This is a genomic window from Agrobacterium sp. P15N1-A, from assembly GCF_044626815.1.
In the GTDB taxonomy this organism is placed as follows: domain Bacteria; phylum Pseudomonadota; class Alphaproteobacteria; order Rhizobiales; family Rhizobiaceae; genus Agrobacterium; species Agrobacterium leguminum.
On record NZ_JBIUPF010000003.1, the window covers coordinates 12708 to 29594 of the forward strand.

The 16887-nt window shown below is 60.6% G+C and carries 20 protein-coding genes; 15 read left to right on the forward strand and 5 right to left on the reverse strand.

From position 1 onward, the window contains the following. Positions 1-10: 10 nt before the first annotated feature. The 4 genes from ACIK7D_RS12005 to ACIK7D_RS12020 all read left to right on the forward strand — a co-directional run bounded on the left by ACIK7D_RS12005 (position 11) and on the right by ACIK7D_RS12020 (position 1975). Positions 11-787 (forward strand): GNAT family N-acetyltransferase, encoded by a 777-nt coding sequence (locus tag ACIK7D_RS12005; RefSeq protein WP_400156398.1) that lies wholly within the window; start codon positions 11-13, stop codon positions 785-787. Beyond that, positions 784-1197, forward strand: coding sequence for an 8-oxo-dGTP diphosphatase MutT (mutT, locus tag ACIK7D_RS12010; protein WP_003522547.1), 414 nt, complete (start codon positions 784-786; stop codon positions 1195-1197). Before ACIK7D_RS12005 ends, mutT begins: the two co-directional genes overlap by 4 nt. Before the next feature lie 171 nt (positions 1198-1368). After that, positions 1369-1683 carry a hypothetical protein gene (locus ACIK7D_RS12015; protein WP_003522548.1) on the forward strand — a complete coding sequence of 105 codons (315 nt, stop codon included), beginning with the start codon at positions 1369-1371 and terminating at the stop codon, positions 1681-1683. Between the two features lie 70 nt (positions 1684-1753). Next, positions 1754-1975: a Flp family type IVb pilin gene (locus tag ACIK7D_RS12020; RefSeq protein WP_400156399.1), complete on the forward strand. Its 222-nt coding sequence runs from the start codon at positions 1754-1756 to the stop codon at positions 1973-1975. 9 nt (positions 1976-1984) lie between these two features. Here ACIK7D_RS12020 and ACIK7D_RS12025 read toward each other — a convergent pair whose 3' ends face one another. Beyond that, on the reverse strand, positions 1985-2866 hold the full coding sequence (locus tag ACIK7D_RS12025) for a methyltransferase domain-containing protein (protein ID WP_400156400.1): 882 nt from the start codon (positions 2864-2866) through the stop codon (positions 1985-1987). Between the two features lie 143 nt (positions 2867-3009). Between ACIK7D_RS12025 and ACIK7D_RS12030 the strand changes: the two genes are divergently transcribed. From ACIK7D_RS12030 to ACIK7D_RS12045, 4 genes are read left to right on the forward strand one after another with little or no spacing between them, the layout of a single operon-like run. Continuing rightward, positions 3010-3801, forward strand: coding sequence for a ComF family protein (locus tag ACIK7D_RS12030; RefSeq protein ID WP_400156401.1), 792 nt, complete (start codon positions 3010-3012; stop codon positions 3799-3801). A gap of 60 nt (positions 3802-3861) precedes the next feature. Continuing rightward, entirely contained in the window at positions 3862-4116 is a 255-nt protein-coding gene (grxC, locus tag ACIK7D_RS12035; RefSeq protein ID WP_003522552.1) for a glutaredoxin 3, read from the forward strand. Positions 4117-4149: 33 nt separating this feature from the next. After that, the gene (locus ACIK7D_RS12040; protein WP_400156402.1) at positions 4150-5010 is read left to right on the forward strand and encodes a carbon-nitrogen hydrolase family protein; all 861 of its coding nucleotides are present in this window, start codon (positions 4150-4152) and stop codon (positions 5008-5010) included. Next, a complete protein-coding gene (locus ACIK7D_RS12045) occupies positions 5007-5435 on the forward strand; it encodes a DUF1178 family protein (RefSeq protein WP_003522554.1) in 429 nt (142 codons plus the stop codon). The genes ACIK7D_RS12040 and ACIK7D_RS12045 overlap by 4 nt, the downstream gene beginning before the upstream one ends. A 38-nt stretch (positions 5436-5473) precedes the next feature. Here ACIK7D_RS12045 and ubiG read toward each other — a convergent pair whose 3' ends face one another. Further along, a complete protein-coding gene (ubiG, locus tag ACIK7D_RS12050; RefSeq protein ID WP_269313399.1) occupies positions 5474-6226 on the reverse strand; it encodes a bifunctional 2-polyprenyl-6-hydroxyphenol methylase/3-demethylubiquinol 3-O-methyltransferase UbiG in 753 nt (250 codons plus the stop codon). 257 nt (positions 6227-6483) lie between these two features. Here ubiG and ACIK7D_RS12055 point away from each other — a divergent pair, with 257 nt between their 5' ends. Further along, positions 6484-7287 (forward strand): SH3 domain-containing protein, encoded by an 804-nt coding sequence (locus ACIK7D_RS12055; RefSeq protein WP_400156403.1) that lies wholly within the window; start codon positions 6484-6486, stop codon positions 7285-7287. Between the two features lie 69 nt (positions 7288-7356). Here ACIK7D_RS12055 and ACIK7D_RS12060 read toward each other — a convergent pair whose 3' ends face one another. Beyond that, the gene (locus tag ACIK7D_RS12060; protein WP_400156404.1) at positions 7357-7614 is read right to left on the reverse strand and encodes a DUF2934 domain-containing protein; all 258 of its coding nucleotides are present in this window, start codon (positions 7612-7614) and stop codon (positions 7357-7359) included. A gap of 295 nt (positions 7615-7909) precedes the next feature. Between ACIK7D_RS12060 and ACIK7D_RS12065 the strand changes: the two genes are divergently transcribed. From ACIK7D_RS12065 to ACIK7D_RS12085, 5 genes are all read left to right on the forward strand, one after another. Next, positions 7910-8968, forward strand: a complete 1059-nt coding sequence (locus ACIK7D_RS12065) for an enoyl-CoA hydratase/isomerase family protein (RefSeq protein ID WP_400156680.1) — start codon at positions 7910-7912, stop codon at positions 8966-8968. Positions 8969-9137: 169 nt separating this feature from the next. Further along, entirely contained in the window at positions 9138-10124 is a 987-nt protein-coding gene (gene cysP, locus ACIK7D_RS12070) for a thiosulfate ABC transporter substrate-binding protein CysP (RefSeq protein WP_035264351.1), read from the forward strand. Positions 10125-10181: 57 nt separating this feature from the next. Then, positions 10182-11021, forward strand: a complete 840-nt coding sequence (gene cysT, locus ACIK7D_RS12075; protein WP_400156405.1) for a sulfate ABC transporter permease subunit CysT — start codon at positions 10182-10184, stop codon at positions 11019-11021. Between the two features lie 3 nt (positions 11022-11024). Next, positions 11025-11912, forward strand: coding sequence for a sulfate ABC transporter permease subunit CysW (gene cysW / locus ACIK7D_RS12080; RefSeq protein ID WP_400156406.1), 888 nt, complete (start codon positions 11025-11027; stop codon positions 11910-11912). Positions 11913-11917: 5 nt separating this feature from the next. Then, a complete protein-coding gene (locus tag ACIK7D_RS12085) occupies positions 11918-12943 on the forward strand; it encodes a sulfate/molybdate ABC transporter ATP-binding protein (protein ID WP_080819287.1) in 1026 nt (341 codons plus the stop codon). Positions 12944-12950: 7 nt separating this feature from the next. Here the strand turns inward: ACIK7D_RS12085 and ACIK7D_RS12090 are convergent, their stop codons facing one another. Then, complete coding sequence (locus ACIK7D_RS12090; protein ID WP_400156407.1) at positions 12951-14048, reverse strand: DNA alkylation repair protein; 1098 nt, start codon at positions 14046-14048, stop codon at positions 12951-12953. Positions 14049-14320: 272 nt separating this feature from the next. Beyond that, entirely contained in the window at positions 14321-15757 is a 1437-nt protein-coding gene (locus ACIK7D_RS12095) for an NAD-dependent succinate-semialdehyde dehydrogenase (protein ID WP_137453810.1), read from the reverse strand. Between the two features lie 617 nt (positions 15758-16374). Between ACIK7D_RS12095 and ACIK7D_RS12100 the strand changes: the two genes are divergently transcribed. Then, a complete protein-coding gene (locus ACIK7D_RS12100; RefSeq protein ID WP_400156408.1) occupies positions 16375-16881 on the forward strand; it encodes an oxidoreductase in 507 nt (168 codons plus the stop codon). Positions 16882-16887: the final 6 nt, after the last annotated feature.

Sequence of the window (16887 nt, forward strand, 5' to 3'; positions counted from 1 at the left end):
GCCGAAGAGAATGCAGGACAACAAGGCCGTCAATCTGCCGCTGGTTCGCCGTCTGGAAGCCGTCAGCTTCCGGGCATGGCCTGCCTCGTCGGTGATTTATGACGGTAGCTGGCAAATCCGCCTGACGGGCTCGCACCCCTCCAAGCGCATCAACTGCGTGGTGCCGCTCGATCCGTCCGATTACGGAAACAGCGCGGTGCGGCTGGAAAAGGCGCGCAAGCGGTTCGAAGATTTCGGCCGACCGCTGGTAGTGCGCGAAACGACGCTGATGCCGCCGCAGCTGAGAGAATTTCTCTCGAATGACGATTGGTCCGTTTTCGAAGAGGTCACGGTCATGACGGCCGATCTCTCGGGAATGGAACTGCCCGAAACGCTGGTCAGTCTGCCGAGCCACGATATCGGCCGTTTTATCGAGGCGAGCATCAAGGTCAGCGATGGCGACCCGGCGCTCCGTCCGGCGATTGCGGAAATCGTCAGCTCCATCAAGCCGGCGCTCGGCCTCTTCATCAATGAGGAAGTGGAAGGCAATCCGCTCGCGACGGTGATCTGCGTGCAGGATAACGATCTCGCCGGCATTCTCTCGCTCGACGTTATAAAATCGCAGCGTAAAAAGGGTCTCGGCACGCAGATCCTGTCATCCGCGTTGCGCTGGGCCAGGATAAGCGGCGCAAAAACCGCCTGGCTGCAGGTGGTTTCCACCAATGCGCCGGCGATCGCCCTTTATCAAAAATTCGGCTTCTCCGAGGCTTATCGTTATCGTTACTGGCGCAAGGGAGCCGGTGAATGAGCGAGGCAGGCAAAAAAATCCTGCTGGTCGCCGCCTGCGCCCTTCTCGATCAGGATGGCCGCATTCTTTTGGCGCAGCGTCCGGAAGGCAAGTCGCTTGCGGGCCTGTGGGAATTTCCGGGCGGCAAGGTGGAGCATGGCGAGACGCCGGAGGAAACCCTTGTCCGTGAGCTGGACGAGGAGCTGGGCATCAAAACCAAGGTCGCCTGCCTCGCGCCGCTGACATTTGCCAGCCACACCTATGAGACCTTTCACCTCCTGATGCCGCTTTACGTGTGCCGCCGTTATGAGGGCATTGCGCATGGCCGGGAAGGGCAGGCGATCAAATGGGTGAAGCCGCAGGCCCTGCGCGATTACCCCATGCCGCCGGCCGATGAGCCGCTCATACCCTTCCTGCAGGATCTGCTATAAAATCGGGAAGCCCCCGAGGTCCTCGCGTATTATCCCGTCACAGCTTCGTGAAAATGCCCCGTTTGCAGCGCTTTGCCGTGCCAAAACGGGGCTGTGTTAAGAGATCGTTCAGCACCCTCTGGCAGATTGTTAAGCTAAAGAAGCGGTAAACTGCGCGAGACGAGGTTGGTCATGAACGAGGATTTCTGGAAGACGGTGGAAGGTCGTCACTTGTATTCCGACAAATCCCGTCGCACCGGCGTGCTCAATGTGGCGCTGCTTTTCGGCACGGCGGTTATCGCGCTCTCGCTCATCGTCACTCCCATGCTTGCCGGAAAATCCTCCACGCGGGTGGCGCAGTTTCCTGACAATTACGACATGATCAGCACGGGCTCCATCAAGAAGACCGATGTGGGCAAGACCTATTCGATCCGTCGCAGCATCACCCAGCCGATGCCGGAAATGCCCTGCGTGGTCACGGGTTATAGCAACGAGAGCGGTTGCTGATCGTTTACCATCAAAGGTAACGGATTCCTCACATCGCCGACCTAGGATAGAGCGCATTTCAACAGGGCGGATGCCGGTTATCGCAACGCACCGGATGGCGGATCGGGAATATCGTGTGCTGCATTTTTTAATCAATTTCTACAAAAACCAAGACGCTGCGACAGCGGTTGAATACGGGTTGATCGTGGGGCTGCTCTCCGCCGCCCTCATCGCCGGCGCATCCAATGTTAGCAGCAATATCAATGCCGTGTTTCAGTTCATTGCAGACATTTTTGCCCAGTTGATCCCGTAAGCTGACCGCTCAGGACAGCTTCACCTCGGTTGTCTTTAAGGCATCGGCAAGCCGCACCTTGGCGGAGCCGGGTTTCAGCGGTTTCTGCTGGCTTTCGTGCGGCGCCCAGCCCGATACATAGATGATGGAAAATGTCGCCCTTATCCGCCCGTCAGGATCGGAATATCGCTCGGCGTAAAGCTCCGCTGCGCGCAGGAAAAAGGCGCGGTTGAGCGGTTTTCTGCTGCGGCTTGCCAGCGGATTGGCCATGCCCATGGCGCGCAGGTCGCGCATCAGCGGGAAGATCGAATCGTAACGCACCGTGTAGCTTTCCGCATCGGTCACGGGGAGCGCAAAGCCGGCGCGCTGCAAAAGCGCGCCGACATCACGCACATCGGCGAAGGGAATGACGCGCGGGCTGGCGCCTCCGGTCAGCTCCGCCTCTGCGGTCAGCAGCACGTCGCGCAGTTCCTGCAGGGTGCCGCTGCCGGGGATGGCGCCGAGAAACAGGCCGTCCGGTCTCAATGCCCGCCGGATCTGGATCAGCGCGCCGGGCGTGTCGTTGGTCAGATGCAGGGCAAGCGGTGAAACGATGAGGTTGGCGGAGGCCTCTTCAAGCGGCAGATGCTCCATGGAAGCCGCCTCGGGAATATTCGCATCCGTCGCAAAACAGCTCTCGGTTTCGATACGGTGAATGCTATCCACCTTGCCGGTTTCCGCCAGCCGCCGGGCGGTGACGCCGGTGCCGCCGTGAAGTTCGATGGCGGTCTCGAACTGGCGCTCGACGATGGCAAGCCTGTCGGCCAGCTCTTCGGCCGCCATATCGAGAAGAAACAGGGCCTTGTCGTCGCGCCGGTTCCACGCCCGGCGACGGTTTTGTTCGATCAGGGCCTGGTCAAAGAGAATATCCATCGTCTTGCCTGCTCGGCCTCAAACGCCTTCGGGATCGGCGGGCCGTATCGTTGGTCTCATGCCGCTGGGGGCATCGTTTTCCCGGTGTCGGGAGGGAACTATCGCTCTCGCAAAGGCACCCGTTCGGCGGTAAAGTCAACCTCATGGGTGCTGGTGAAAGTCTGTTTTCAGGTTTGCTGTCGAAGTCTGCGGCCGTGCCGGCGGCGGCGGGAGACATGTGGCGTGCGGTCTTTCGTATGGTCTACCCGCCAACCTGCGCGGGCTGCACCCGCATGACCGGCGACGAGGGCGCCTTATGCGCGGATTGCTGGCGCGATGTGGCCTTTATCGATCGCCCTTTTTGCGAGGTTCTGGGCTTTCCCTTCGCGCGGGATCACGGAGACGGTTTCGTGAGCGCGCAGGCGATTGCCGAACCGCCGCCTTTTGACCGGCTGCGCGCCGTCGCGAGCCATGAGGGAATCGCCCGCAAGCTGGTGCACCGGCTGAAATATCAGGACCGGACCGATCTCGCCCGCCTGATGGCGCTGTGGATGCTGAGGGCAAGCGACGGAACGGTGGATGCCTGCGATTGCATCGTGCCCGTTCCATTGCATCGCAACCGTTTCCTGCGCCGCCGCTTCAATCAATCCGCCGAACTGGCGCGGCATCTGGCCAGGGCCTCCGGCAAGCCCTTGCTTGCCGGCACGCTGCTGCGCGTGAAGCCGACAGAGCGGCAGGTGGGACTTTCCGCGCTTGCCCGGCGGGACAATGTGCGCGGCGCTTTCGCGCTCGCGCCCGGCCGGGAAACCGATGTTCGTGGCAGGCGCGTGGTACTGGTGGACGACGTCTACACCACCGGCGCGACGGTGGGTGCGGCAAGCCGCGCCCTGCGCAGGGCCGGTGCCGCGGATGTGACGGTTTTGACCTTTGCAATGGCCATTTCCGGGCCTATATGAAACCTGAATGACATGAGTTTATCGTGCGTTTTACCGCACGTTTGCGAGGGCTTTGAAAACATGGCACCGGTGACGATCTATACGCGGGATTTTTGTGGTTATTGCGCGCGCGCCAAGGCGCTGCTGGACAGCAAGGGCGTGGATTATGCCGAATATAACGCCACGACGACACCGGAATACCGGCAGGAGATGATCGAAAAATCGGGCGGAACGACGTTCCCGCAAATCTTCATCAATGGCCAGCATGTGGGTGGTTGCGACGATCTGCACGCGCTGGAGCGCGCCGGTAAACTGGACGCGCTGCTGGCCGCCTGATCGGCCGCGATTCTCGCGGGTATGGAGGATGTGATGAGTTTCAAGGCTGCCGCCATTCAGATGCGCTCCGGCGTCGATCCGGCAAGAAACGCCGCCGATATGGAACGGCTGGTGCGTGCGGCCGCGGCCGAGGGCGCCGTTTATGTGCAGACCCCGGAAATGACGGGCGCGATCCAGAAGGACAGGCAGGCGCTGCGCGCGCAACTGCGTGATGACGATGGCGATATCATCGTTGCGACGGCCGCCCGTCTTGCCCGCGAACTCGGAATTCATGTCCATATCGGTTCCACGGCCATTGCCCGCCCGGATGGCAAGATCGCCAATCGCGGTTTTCTCTTCGCGCCGGATGGTTCGCGCATCTGCAGCTATGACAAGATCCACATGTTCGATGTCGATCTCGACAATGGTGAAAGCTGGCGTGAAAGCGCTGCCTATCAACCCGGCGAAGTGGCGCGCATCGCCGAACTTCCGCTGGGGAAATTCGGCTTCGCAATCTGCTATGACGTTCGTTTCCCGCAGCTTTTCCGCGCGGAAGCGCTGGCAGGTGCGGAGGTTCTGACCGTCCCGGCGGCTTTCACCCGACAGACGGGGGAGGCCCATTGGGAAATCCTGCTACGCGCCCGCGCCATCGAAAACGGCGCTTTCGTCATCGCCGCCGCGCAGGCCGGCGTGCATGAGGACGGGCGGGAGACCTTCGGCCACTCCATCATCGTCGACCCATGGGGCAAGGTTCTGGCCATTGCTGGGGGCGCCGGAGAGGAAATCATCTTCGCCGACATCGATACGTCACTCGTTGCGGCTGCGCGTGGAAAGATTCCCAATCTGCGCAATGCCCGCGAGTTCGGTCTGGACACGGTTATTCCCCTGAAACCTGCCGGAGGTGAAGCGGCGTGATCCGTTATGCGCTGGCCTGTGAAAAGGGCCATGAGTTCGAAGGCTGGTTTGCCGGCAGCGACGATTTCGACGATCAGTTGCAGCGCGGTTTCCTGTCCTGTCCGGTCTGCAATTCCGTGCAGGTCTCCAAGCTGTTGATGGCGCCTTCGGTTTCCACCGCCCGCAAGAAAGACGAACGCCAGACGCTCGCCATGGATACCGCCCGAAAAGAGGCCCTTGCGAAAATCCGCGAGGCCGTTGCCAATATCCGCGCCAATGCCGAAGATGTCGGCGATAAATTTCCCGAAGAAGCCCGCAAGATCCACTATGGCGAAGCGGATGAGCGCGGCATCATCGGCAATGCCTCGGCGCAGGACGCCAAAGCCCTGCTGGACGAGGGTATCGAGATCGCGCCGCTGCCCGTTTTGCCCGACGACGTCAACTGAATTTCTTTAGGACGACCTCACGCAAATAGCGCCCGTCGTTACCCCTGCGCCGGCCGCTTCGCCAGCATCATGTAGTTGACGTCCATATCCGGCGAAAGATTCCAGCGATCCTGCAGCACGTTGTAGAAGACGCCGGTGCGGTGGACGATATCCATGCCGCTCGCCACCAGCGGCCGCTCGAGTTCTTCCGGGCGAACGAGCTTTTCATATTGGTGCGTGCCGCGCGGCAGCCAGCGCAGCACGTTTTCGGCGGCAAAGATCGCCAGTGCCCGGGCTTTGAGCGTGCGGTTGATGGTTGCGGCGAACATCAGGCCGCCGGGGCGCACCATTTTCGCGCAGGTGGTGACGAAGAAATCGACATTGGCCACATGCTCGACCACCTCCATGTTGAGGATGACGTCGAAGGTTTCGCCGGCTTCCTGCAACTGCTCGGCGGTCACGGCGCGGTAGTCGACGCTGACCCCGCTTTCGCGGGCATGGGTGGAGGCTATGCCGATATTCTTTTCCGAGGGATCGGCGCCCACCACATCCGCGCCCATGCGTGCAACGGGTTCGGAGAGAAGGCCGCCGCCGCAGCCGATATCCAATATGCGCAGCCCTTCCAGCGGGCGGTGCGCCTTCGGGTCGCGGCCGAAATTCTCGCAGATACGGTTGCGGATATATTCGAGCCGCACCGGATTGAACTTGTGCAGCGGGCGGAACTTGCCGGTCGGGCTCCACCACTCCGCAGCCATCGCGGAGAAGCGATCCACTTCGCTCTGGTCGACGGTCGTCTGTGCGGTTTCGCTCATGGTTCTGCTCCATATTGCTGTTGCATTGAAGTCGGACGATTGCCCCCCGAAGTCAAGACCGGCGGTCCATTCGGGCGGCGATTTATCGGGCGCTCATTGCCGCAGGTGGAACTGATGGGGCGTCTCATTTGTTTCATGCTGCGTTCATGCAGAACCGCGTATTTTCCGATCGTGGCAGTATGCGGAACGCATACTCGTCCATCGAACATGGTGGATGCCGACAAGGGCAAAGCGGGCCTTTGCTTGAGGAGAAAGAAGTGAAGAAAAAACTGTTTGGCGCAATTGCGCTGGTGGCCATGCTCGCCGCGCCGGCACTTGCCGAAGCTGCGACGCGGGGTTTCGCCACCGCGAATGTGAATATGCGCTCCGGCCCGAGCACGGCCTATCCGGCCGTCGTGGTTATCCCGAATGGCGCGCCGCTCACCGTGCACGGCTGCTTGTCCGATACGCCGTGGTGCGATGTCTCGTTCGTGGGCGGCCGCGGCTGGGTGGCCGGGCGTTATATCGCCACGACCTACCGGCAAAACCGGGTCTATGTCGAACCGCGTTATTACCGCGATCTCGGCGTGCCGGTGATCACCTTCGAAGTCGGCCGTTATTGGGACCGCTATTATCGCGACCGCGACTTCTACCGCGAGCGCGACCGCTGGCGCCGTCCGCCGCCGTCCGGCGGTTACTGGAACGCCCCGCCTCCGAGTGCCGGCTGGGACCGCCCACGTCCGCGTGACGAGTGGCGTGACGGCCGCCGGGACGACTGGCGTGATGGTCGCCGCGACGAGTGGCGTGATCCCCGTCAGGGTGGCCCGAACGACGGCCGCTGGGAACGTCGCTACGGCGACTGGAATCAGGGTGACAGAAATCAGGACAGGCCGCGTCGCGACGACGACCGCCGCCGCTTCGAAGATGAAAGCCGGGATCGCAATCGCGATCGTCAGCCAAGTCAGAATGAGGGACGGCTTCCTGCCGAGCGTCGCCAGTGGGATGACCCGCGCCGGGCGCCTGCGTCGGAAAATCTCCGGGATGGCTGCCGGGTCGGCGATCCGGGTTGTGACCCACGCTAAACAGACAAAGCCCGGCGAGATTTCGTCGGGCTTTTTTCATTGGTGGCGTCAGCTTACCGACGCGAATCCCTATTTCGTCACAGCAGCCTTGCGGGCACGGGCCTTGGGTTTTGCCGGGGCTTCGGCATCCAGTGAGGCTTCTGCAGCAGCGGCCTTGGGAGCGGCCTTCTTGCGGGTTGCGGGTTTCGTCGCTTCCGATGTCTTCAGCAGCGAAAATTCATGCTTGGCCTGTTCCCAATGGTGCGCGTCGCGCCCATGGGGGTGGCCTTCCTTTTCCCAGAGTGTATATGCCCGTTTACTGATCCATTCGTGTTCCGAAACCTGCATGCTCGTCTCCCGTTGCTGTTTACAGCGCCTATGAGAAGGCGACATTCCGCTTGGTCCGGCACACGCTCGACAGGAATCAATGCCGGCATTTCCAGAACCCATTACATGCCATGATTTTCCGGGCGTCAAGCAAACATGCTGCATTGCGAAAGCGGATTTCCGGCATTTTCTCCCCGTTAAAGCGGTTTGAGCGAAAGACGTTCCCGCAGAACAAGATCAACGTTGCGTGATCGCGCCGGGGCCGCCAAGATGGCCGGATGAATGGGCAGCGGAGGAGGCGGTCTTGGAACAGAGAATGGAAGCGGATGCGCAGGTCATCGTCGAAAAACGGGGAGGGGCAGGCATCATTCGCCTCAACCGCCCGAAGGCCATCAACAGCCTGACCTTGCCAATGGTGCGCGACCTGTTTCAGGCGCTTCAGCGTTTCGAAGAGGATGCCGGTGTTTCCTGTGTGGTTCTTACAGGGGAAGGCGACAGGGGGCTTTGCGCCGGGGGCGATGTCCGCATCATTCACGATCTCGGCAAGGCGGGCGACCCGCAGGTGCTTGATTTCTGGCGGGAAGAATTTCCGCTCAACTATCGCATCGCCCGCTTCGGCAAACCCTATATCGCCCTGATGGACGGCATCGTCATGGGCGGCGGTGTCGGCATTTCAGCCCATGGCAGCCACCGCATCGTCACGGAGCGCACAAAACTCGCCATGCCGGAAACCGGCATCGGTTATTTCCCGGATGTCGGCGGTTCCTGGCTTTTGCCACGGGCGCCGGGCGAATGCGGCACCTGGCTGGGGTTGACGGGCAATGCCGTTACCGCTGCCGATGCCATCTATGCCGGTTTTGCCGACTATCTCGTTCCTTCGGACCGTCTCGACGGGTTGGTCCAAGACGTGTCGCAAGCGGCGGATACAGCCAGCATCGAAACGGTAATCACGGCGCGCGCCGTCGAGGCCGGTGAAGGCGTTTTATCCATAAATCGGGATATCATCGACGCGACATTCCGTTTCGACACGGTCGAGGAGATTGTCGCCGCGCTTTCGGCGCGCCAGGATGCGTTTTCGCGCGAAACTCTCGAGGTCCTGCAAAAACGTTCCCCCACCAGTCTGAAACTGACCCTGAAGCTGCTGCGTCTCGGCCGGGAAAGCGCGAGCCTCATCGAATGCCTGGAGCGGGAATATGCCGCCGGTACGGAAATATTGCGCCAGCATGATTTTTACGAAGGCGTGCGTGCGGCGCTGGTCGACAAGGACCGCAATCCCCGCTGGCAACCGGCACGGCTGGAGGAGGTGAGGGAGGAGGACATTGCGCCTTATCTTGCCGCGCATTCCGGCAATCTGTTTCCAGATCATCGTCTTTAGGTCGGCGCAAAAGAAATCCGGCTTCTTGCCGTATATGAAATCATCGCCTGTGGAGCGGACATTCTTTGGGCGAAATTTCCAATCCGCGCGCCCGGAAAGCATGGCTGTTTCTCGCGGGCGTTGGCGCCGCCCGCTATGTTGAGCACCATTCGAATTGCCGGGGGTATTCATGAAACGTCTTCTCATTATCGGTACTGCCATTGCCGCTCTTTTTGCAGGTGCGGCGCAGGCGCAGTCTCCGACCACCATTCTCAACGCATCCTACGATGTCGCCCGCGAAGTTTTTGCGGCCGAGAACGAGGCGTTCATCAAGCTGCATCCGGGTGTCACCGTCGATCAGTCGCATGCCGGCACCTCCAAGCAGGCGCGCGCCATCGTCGAGGGTCTGGAAGCCGATGTCGTCACCTTCAATCAGGTCACCGATGTCGATTTTCTGGTGAAGCAGGGCTTCGTTTCCGCCGACTGGAAGAAGGATTTTGCGAACGACGCATCGCCCTTCTACTCCTTCCCGTCGTTCCTCGTGCGCGCTGGCAATCCCAAGGGTATCAAGGACTGGGACGATCTTGCCCGCGACGATGTTAAGATCGTTTTCCCCAATCCGAAGACCTCGGGTAACGCCCGTTACACCTATCTCGCCGCCACTGCTTACGCCAAGGAGAAGTTCAACGGCGACGACGCGAAGGTTCAGGCATTCGTCAAGAAAATCTTCGACAATACGCCGGTGTTCGACACTGGAGGCCGCGCCGCCACCACCACCTTCGTTGAGCGTGAAATCGGCGACGTGCTGATCACCTTCGAAGCCGAGACCCGCGGCATCGCCAAGCAATATGGCGCAGACAAGGTGGAGGGCGTCGTGCCCTCCGTCAGCCTGCTGGCCGAATTCCCGGTCGCCGTGGTGGACAAGGTCGTCGACAAGCGCGGCTCGCGCGATCTGGCGAAGAGCTACCTCGATTTCCTCTATACCGAGGAAGGCCAGCGCATCGCCGCCGAATTCGGCCACCGTGTCCACAATGAAAAGGTCGTCGGCGAATTCAAGGACAAGTTCCCGGCGATTCGCCTCGTCAACGTCGATGATGTCTTCGGCGGCTGGGACAAAATCCAGAAAGAGCATTTTGCATCCGGCGCGACGCTTGATACGCTTTACGGCAGCCGTTAATCACAGCGATACGCAACAGGTAAAAGACCCGGCGGGAAACCGCCGGGTCGCTTTTTGATGAATGGGGGGCGGGGTTTGAAGCGGAATATTCTGCCGGGGCTGAAATTGTCCCTTGGCGTTACCCTGACTTACGTTGCCATCATCGTGCTTCTGCCGCTCTCGGCGCTGGTGTTCAAGGCGGCAAGCCTCGGCCCTGCCGAATATTGGTCGATCATCTCCTCGCCGCGCGCCGTGGCCAGTTATCGTGTTACCGTGCTCTGCGCGCTCGCCGCCACGCTGTTCAACGTCATCTTCGGGCTGGCGCTCGCCTGGGTGCTGACGCGTTACCGCTTTCCCGGCTGGCGCATTGTCGACGCTATTGTCGATCTGCCTTTTGCGCTTCCGACCGCCGTTGCCGGCATTGCGCTGACGACGCTGTTCGCAGGTAATGGCTGGTTCGGCTCGGTGCTTTCGCAATTCGGCGTCAAGGTGGCCTACACGCCGCTTGGCATCATGGTGGCGATGGCCTTTACCAGCCTGCCCTTCATCGTGCGTACCGTGCAGCCGGTGCTGGAAGACCTCGATCCGGCGCTTGAGGAAGCGGCGCAATCGCTCGGCGGTTCCGATCTCGAAATTTTCCGCAAGATCATCCTGCCGCTGTTGACGCCGGCGTTGCTCGCCGGTCTGTCGCTCTCCTTCGCCCGCAGCCTCGGCGAATTCGGGGCGATCATCTTCATCGCCGGCAATCAGCCGTTTTCGACGGAAATCACGGCGCTGCTGATCTTCATCCGGCTGGAGGAATATGACTATCAGGCCGCCGCCGCCATCGCCTCCGTGCTGCTCATCACCGCCTTCGTGATGCTGGCGGTGACCAATTATCTGCAGGCGCGTGCGCTTCGTTATACGGTGAGGGGCTGAGAGATGAGCACCGTTTCTTCACATCGCAAACCGCCACGCGTGGGTGACGCGCCTTTCGTTCGCCGCAGCCTGATTTCTTTTGTGCTGGTCATCGGCGCCCTGTTGGTCCTGGCGCCGCTTATCATCATCGGCGTCGAGGCGTTTTCGCAGGGCTGGAAGGCCTATACGGCCACCATCACCCATCCCGATACCCGCCACGCCATCATGCTGACGGTGCTGACGGCGCTGATCGCCGTGCCGGTCAATACGGCCTTCGGTGTTGCGGCCGCATGGTCGATCACCAAGTTCGATTTCCCCGGCCGGCGTTTCCTGCTGGTGCTGATCGAGATACCCTTCTCCATCTCGCCCATCGTCGCGGGTGTCGCCTATCTTTTCGTTTATGGGCTGCAGGGGCTGTTCGGCCCGTTCCTCGATGCACATGACATCAAGATACTTTTTGCGCTGCCCGGCATCGTCATCGCCTCGATGTTCGTCACCGCACCTTTCGTGGCGCGCGAACTTATCCCGCTGATGCAGGCGCAGGGCCGCGATCTGGAGGAGGCGGCGACCTCGCTTGGCGCATCCGGCTGGCGCACTTTCTTTTCGGTCACCTTGCCGAACATCAAATGGGCGCTGCTTTACGGCGTCGTGCTGTGCAACGCCCGCGTGATGGGTGAATTCGGTGCGGTATCGGTCGTATCGGGCAATATTCGCGGCCAGACCAATACGCTGCCGCTGCATATCGAGCTGCTTTACCACGATTACCAGACGGCCGGCGCCTTCGCCTCGGCCTCCATCCTCGCCTTGCTCGCCGTCGTCACCATCATCGCCAAGGTGGCGCTGGAACGGCGCGGCGCGGGGCGCGGGGCCAAGAAGACCAACGGCGATGCCGCCATCGCCACGGAGACCTGATTCCCATGAAAATCCGCCTCGAAAATGTGGTGAAGACCTTCGATACCTTCCGCGCCGTGCGCGATGTTTCGCTGGATATCGAAAGCGGCGAACTTCTGGCGCTGCTCGGTCCCTCAGGTTCCGGCAAGACCACGATTTTGCGCATGGTTGCCGGTCTCGAATATAGCGATGGCGGCCGTATCTTTTTCGGCGACGAGGACGCGACAAATATTCCGGTGCGGGACCGCGGCGTCGGTTTCGTATTCCAGCACTACGCGCTCTTTCCGCATATGACCCTGCATCAAAACATCGCTTTCGGCATGAAGGTTTCGAAAGTGAAGCGGGACAAGGCGGCGATCGATGCCCGCGTCGAGGAGCTTCTGCGGCTGGTAAAGCTCGATGGCCTGGGCGACCGTTTCCCGGCGCAGATTTCCGGCGGCCAGCGGCAGCGCGTGGCGCTGGCGCGTGCGCTTTCGGTCGATCCGAAGGTGCTTCTGCTCGATGAGCCCTTCGGGGCGCTGGACGCCAATGTGCGCCGCGACCTGCGCCGCTGGCTGCGCGAGATCCACGATTCGCTCGGCATCACCACGATTTTCGTGACGCATGACCAGGAAGAAGCGCTCGATCTTGCCGACCGTGTGGTCATCCTCAATCAGGGCGAGATCGTGCAGCAGGGCACGCCGAAGGAGGTCTGCCGCCAGCCGAACAGCGCCTTCGTCATGCGCTTTCTGGGCGATGCCAACCGGGTGTCCGGCGTGGCGCGCGGCGGCAAGGTCTATGTCGGCGATAACGAGCTGCCTTTCTCCTACGCGCAAGGCGATGGCGCGGTGGACATCTATGCCCGCCCCGGCGATCTGGAGTGGGAAGATCTGCATGAGGGCATTCCGGCCTCTGTGGCGCGGGTTCTCGACCGCGCGGGCGAGCGGCGGGTGATCGCCAGCACCGATGGCGGCGACCTTCTGGAATTCGACGTGCCGCCGGAAAACGACGTCGCCGCCGGTGACCGCGGTTCCGTCATCATCCGCCGGGCGAAGATTTTCCCGGCGGTGTAAGGCGCTATCAGCCCAGAAGCTCGAAGGCGCTTTCTGCCACAAGCTTGCCGTTGATCGTCAGGTCGACCCTGTGGATGCCGGGATAGTGCTTGCGGGTCGTGAAATCTCGGATGGCGCGGCTGATCGACAGCGCGCATGTCTCGCCGGGCTGAAGTTCGATCTCTTTCCACTTGAAGACTTTCGCGGAGGCGTCGCCGCTCTTCTTCACGTAGTGCACGGCGTAGTCGATCACCAGTTTCTGCGGCCGTTTCGCCGTCGAGGTGAAAGAGGCTGCAATCCGCACCGGATTGCCGAGCGCAACCTTGTCCGGCGTAACCTGAAACGCCGCAAGGGAAATTTCCGCTTCCTCATGCGCGCCGAGATGGGCAAGTGCTGCGGCATCGCCCTTCTTGATCAATGTGCGCAGGGCCTGCCGCGTGATCCAGCGTGTATGCGGATTGTCCTTCGGCCATGTATCGATCAGCGCCAGCACGAAAGCGGGATTGTCCTTGGTGATGTCGTTCAGATGGTTGGCGACGGATTTGCGTACATAAAGCGCCTCGTCGGCTTTCATCGTGTCGAGGATTGCGGTGACCGGCGAGGGATCGTCGATCAGGGGTTTGAGCTGGAACGACCATGGCAGGCGGGGCCGGCAGCCTTCGCTCGCCAGCCGCCGCACATGTTCATTCGCGTGCCGTGACCATGTTTCCATCACGGCAAGGGTTCGGGCCATATCCTTTTGCAGGAAATGCCGGATGGCGAATTCCGAGGAGCCGAAGCGGGTGAAATAATGCAGCGCTTCCATGGAAAGATCGAAATCATCAAGGCCGTAAAGCGCCACATATTCCGGCAGCGAAATGGAGGCGAAACCGTTGCCGATGCCCGGCGCCGCGGCGGTCAGGATTTCGATGTTGCGGGCATAGTCGCCGGGAAGCGTCGCATGCAGGCTCGTCGCCACCTGCCGCATGCGCTGCATGATGCCCAGCGCTTCAAGGTTTTTGGTTGCGAGCGCCATGAAGGCGGAAACGTCAAATGGCGGATGAACGGCCCTGGTCTCATCGGCGATATGCCGCAGTTTCTCGCGGTTGAAGATTTCCTTCAGTGCCGGTGCCGCCGCGTCGCTCATATCGCCCTCAAAGTTCACTTTTTGTTCTTTTAGGGGATGATGCAGACGAAAGCAAGCAGGACCGGAGCACCGAAAAAACGCTGTGGCCGATTTTGCCTGTTCTCAGATCAATAAGGCCTCTCTTCCGTTATGCCAGACTGGATCCGGCATCCAGCCGACGCGCGTCTGCGCGGCGAATAGAGTCTTTTCAGCCCAAGGACTTGGGCTGGCTGGACCCCGGCTCGAGGCCGGGGTGACGAAGGTGCGGATGCTCCGGGTTCGCCAAAAAAGCGTCAGCTCATCTGGCTGACGAATTTGGTCTCCAGATAGGCCTGAACCGCTTCCGAGCCGCCTTCCGTGCCATAACCGGAATCCTTGATGCCGCCGAAGGGGACTTCCGGAAGCGCAAGGCCGTTATGGTTGATGGTCAGCATGCCGGCCTCGACCTGATGGCTAAGGGCATGCGCGGTCTTGACCGAACCGGTGAAGGCGTAAGAGGCAAGGCCGAAGGGGAGACGGTTCGCTTCGGTGACAGCGTCATCGAAGGTCGAGAAGCGGTTAATGATCGCGACCGGGCCGAAAGGCTCGTCGTTCATGATCTTTGCTGCTGTCGGCACATTGGCGAGAACCGTCGGCTCGAAGAAATTGCCCTTGTTGCCGATGCGGCGGCCGCCGGTCTTCAATTCTGCGCCATGGGAAACGGCGTCGTTGATAAGGCCTTCCAGCGCCGGAATGCGGCGCTCATTGGCGAGCGGCCCCATGATGACGCCGTCTTCCAGCCCGTTGCCGACCTTGATGGCCTTCGTCGCTTCTACGAAACCTTCAAGGAAGCGATCAGCCACGCCGTCCTGCACGAGGAAGCGGGTGGGGGCGACGCAGACCTGGCCGGCATTGCGGAACTTGGCAAGCGAGGTGACTTCGATCGCCTTGTCGATATCGGCGTCGTTAAAGATCATCACCGGCGCATGGCCGCCGAGCTCCATCGTGGCGCGCTTCATGTGCTTGCCGGCGAGTGCGGCCAGATGCTTGCCTATGGGGGTGGAGCCGGTGAAGGAAATCTTGCGGATGACCGGATGCGGGATCAGATATTCCGAAATCTCGGATGGAACACCGTAAACGAGGCCGATAACGCCCGCCGGCACGCCGGCATCCACGAAGGCGCGGATCAGTTCGGCCGGCGATGCGGGTGTTTCCTCCGGCGCCTTGACGATGATGGAGCAGCCGGTGGCAAGCGCTGCGGAAAGCTTGCGGACAATCTGGTTGATCGGGAAGTTCCACGGCGTAAACGCCGCGACGGGGCCGACCGGCAGCTTGATGGCAAGCTGCGAAACGCCGGTTGCGCGCGCCGGGATGACCTGGCCATAAGTGCGGCGTGCTTCTTCCGCGAACCAGTCGATGGTGTCGGCGGCGCCCATGACCTCGGTGCCCGATTGCGCCAGCGGCTTGCCCTGCTCGCGGGTCATGATGTAGGCGATCTTGTCCTTGCGCTCGCGCAGGAGATCGGCCGCCCTGCGCATGATCTTCGAGCGCTCGAAGGGCGAGGTGTCGCGCCACACCCTGAAACCGCGCTCGGCGGCGGCAAGCGCCAGATCGAGGTCTTCCTTCTCGGCATGCGCAATCGCGCCGATGATCTCGTCGGTTGCCGGATCGGACACGGCGATCGTCTTGCCGGAAACGGCGTCTCGCCATTCGCCATCAATGAGAAGTTTGATGTCGGGATAGGTGTGCATAGGGGCTACCTTCATAATGCGGCCGATACGGCGAAATGCCGTCCGGCCCGGAGACGTGAACAGAATTTTCCTGGCCGGACGATGTCCGGCATCGCGGCTTTCGCTGCGCGGAACATGTGTCTGGATATTTCCGACGGGGGCTTCTGGAATTGCCGGAAACGGAAACGACAGCCTTTATATTAAGGTCCGGGCGGTATGTTTCAACCGTGCGCTCCGGCAATCGCCATGATTTTTCCGTGACGCAGAATTTGTCATTCGTCATTTCAATCCGGCACGCGGACTGGGCGGTGCGTATCCGGCTGCCCCAGGCGAATCAGATGAAGCTTCGCGATGACGGAAAGGCTCTCGCCACAATTCGGCCTTTGTCGCACCTGACGAATTATCGGGAGGGGTCTCCGGAGCTTGTCGCTTGTGTCAAAATGGGACGCGTGACCTGAAAAAATACAATAAGACGGAAAACTTATCCAAACGGTTTACTCAAAACCTAGAGAAAATACGGATAAAATCTCAGTGAGGATATAACATCCATTCCTGATATATATTGCTAGCGTCGGTTCCCTTAACCTTCAAAGGTTGGCGAAAACCCTCGACCTGAACGTTATCGATGGAGAAAAAGTATGAGTTTCGCCCGGGTACTTCTCAGTGCGTTCTTGTCGCTCGCGTGGCTTTCCTGTGCCGAAGCCGGCGAAATTGCCAAACCGCAAGGAAAACCGATATTAACCATATCCGGAAACATCGCCAATACGAATGGCGAGGGCACCGCGGTTTTTGATCGTGACATGCTGGAAGCGCTCGGCATGGTGGCGGTGGAGACGACGACGCCCTGGCATGATGGCCGCGTCCGTTTCGATGGTGTTTCGCTGGCAAAATTGATGGATGTCGTCGGCGCAAAGGGCACCAGCGTCACGGCGGTCGCTCTCAACGATTATGTCAGCACGATACCGATTGAAGATTTTAAGAAATTTAACGTTATTCTGGCGATCAAGCTGGATGGCAACTACATGACAGTTCGCGAAAAAGGCCCGTTGTTCGTCATCTATCCCTATGACAGCGATCCGGAGCTGCAGAAGCAGACGTATTATTCGCGGTCCGCATGGCAAGTTGCCAAACTGATAGTGGAATAAAGGTGC